The organism is Microvirga zambiensis WSM3693 (assembly GCF_016735695.1).
GTDB lineage: Bacteria > Pseudomonadota > Alphaproteobacteria > Rhizobiales > Beijerinckiaceae > Microvirga > Microvirga zambiensis.
Map to the genome: position 1 here is coordinate 1 of NZ_JAERQD010000164.1, position 2336 is coordinate 2336.

At 61.1% G+C, this 2336-nt stretch carries 1 protein-coding gene and 1 pseudogene; one reads left to right on the forward strand and one right to left on the reverse strand.

The features are described from left to right. Positions 1-201 precede the first annotated feature (201 nt). Positions 202-1299 carry a calcium:cation antiporter gene (locus JKL46_RS34570; protein ID WP_040639773.1) on the reverse strand — a complete coding sequence of 366 codons (1098 nt, stop codon included), beginning with the start codon at positions 1297-1299 and terminating at the stop codon, positions 202-204. A gap of 425 nt (positions 1300-1724) precedes the next feature. On the opposite strand from JKL46_RS34570, the pseudogene JKL46_RS34575 reads away from it, so the two are divergent. Further along, a pseudogene (locus JKL46_RS34575) lies at positions 1725-2255 on the forward strand (IS6 family transposase); the annotation flags it as partial. Positions 2256-2336 lie beyond the last annotated feature (81 nt).

Sequence of the window (2336 nt, forward strand, 5' to 3'; positions counted from 1 at the left end):
CGCATGTCTATATGCTTCATCCCGCCGACTTGGGCCGACGAACGCGGATTTCAAGAGCACCCGAGCCGGATCAATAACAAACCGCCCCTCGTTATACAGCCGGCGTTAATGCAACGGTCCCCGTGGATTTCAGTCCCTCCGGATGCCAACAGGTCGCCGCTGTTGCTTTCAGGACCCCTGTTGGAACTTCTCCTCATCCGTCTATGGAACAGCGGTTAGGAACAGGAACACGGCAAAAATCACGAGGTGAACCGAACCCTGGAGCACCGTAGTGCGACCCGTCGCAAAGGTCAGCGTGCTGACGAACAGCGACAGGACAAGCAGCACCATGCCCTCCGGGATCAGGCCTAGAGTGAGGGACTGGCCAAGATAAACGGAGACCATCCCGACGATCGGGATCGTCAACCCGATGCTGGCGAGGGCCGACCCGAGCGATGCATTGAGAGCCGTCTGCAATCGATTCGCCTTGGCCGCCTTGATGGCTGTCAGGCCCTCCGGCAGTAGCACGACCAGGGCGATCACCACCCCGACCACCTCCACTTCCAGGCCGGCGCGGAGGATCGCGCCCTCGACGATCGGCGATAGCGACTTGGCGAGCAGAATGACGGCGCCGAGGCTGACCACGAGCAGGACGGCACTCAGGGTGGTCGCGACAGCGTCCGGTTTCGCGCCATGCTCATGGCTGTCGCCGACCATCACGAAGTCCTCGCGATGACGGAAGGTCTGGATGAACACGAAGGTGACGTACAAGGCGAGGGAGACCGTGCCGCAAAAGAGAAGCTGGCTCGGCGCGTAGGTCGGTCCGGCTGTGGTCAGGGTGAAGTTGGGCAGGATCAGCGACACGACCGCCAGCGTTGCGATGACGCTCAGGATAGCCGAGGCGCTTTGCAAGCGAAACTCCTGCTGGAAGTGCCGGAGCGCACCGAGGACCAGACAGAGGCCGACGATCCCGTTGAGGACGATCATCACGACGGCAAAGACGGTGTCGCGGGCAATGGCCCCGGCGCCCTCGCCCCCCGTCACCATAACCGAGATGATCAGGCCGACCTCCAGTGTGGTGATCGCAAGGGCGAGCAGGATGGAGCCGAACGGCTCGCCGATCCGGATGGCGAGGATCTCCGCGTGATGGACCGCCGAGAAGACCGAGCCGCCCAGCAGCGCGATGGCCAGGATCAGGATGGGCCAGCTCTCGACGCTCGCCCATCCGGCCAGCTTCGCAAGGATCAGAAGGGCTCCTGCCACTGGAGCGGCCCAGCACCAATGGGGCATCCGGTGCGAGTGCTGATCGTGAAGGGGCATCAAGCCTCCAGGGAGATGGTGCATCGCGTCTGTCATTGCATGCCTCCTAGTTTGTCGCCGCCGGAAGCAGGACGGGTCGGGCAACGGCGATGATGCCGCTCTCGCGCAAAGTCCGCTACACGGCAGCTAGAACAACCTCAGCCTGCGCCGTCACCGGACGCAACAGCCGTTGACGAGGCCTGTCACACCTCAGTCTGTTAGCTTGTCGGGATTGTATGCGTCAAGTTCCGCAAAGCGGGGCGGCCGGTCAGGCTGGCTAAGCGGCTTCGCGAAGTTGATCCTTATTGTGCTCCTTCAGATCATCCATTGTGAGATAGCGGTACGCCTCGAGCCAGTTCTCACGAGGGTCCTGTGAGGTTGGCAAGGACTTGCGGCCTATGGCAGGGTCTCGGGCATGAGCACAACCCCAAAACCGTACCGCGGCTTCTGAGATCATCGATCAGGCGGTCTGGATGTATGACTGCTTCAGCCTGAGCCTGCGTGAAGTCGAACTGATCCTCGCCGCACGAGGTGTCGTGGTCAGCAACGAGACGATCCGCGAGTGGGGTCTGCGTTTTGGACGTACCTATGCCAACAGCCTCAAGCGGCGCGGGCCGAAACCGGGAGACAAATGGTTTTTAGATGAAGTGTTCATCCGGATACGAGGCAAGCTGCGCTATCTCTGGCGAGCCGTTGATCAGCACGGGAGCGTGCTCGATGTTTTGGTTCAGGGGCGTCGTCACACGACAGCGGCCAAGCGGTTCTTTCGGAAGCTGCTGAAGGGTTTATGCTATGTGCCGCGGGTACTCGTGACGGACAAACTCAGGTCCTATGGCGCCGCCAAACGCGAGATCCTTTTGAGCATTGAGCATCGACAGAGCCGAAATCTGAACAATCGTTGTGAGGTCTCGCACCAACCAGCCCGACGGCGGGAACGCCATATGAGACAGTTTAAGTCATGCCGGCACGCTCAGCGATTGCGAGTTAAACCGGAAGGTGGGTGATGGGGTCGATCAGGCGACGTTGTGTGTTGGCGTCGTTGTGATCTCGGCGCCGTC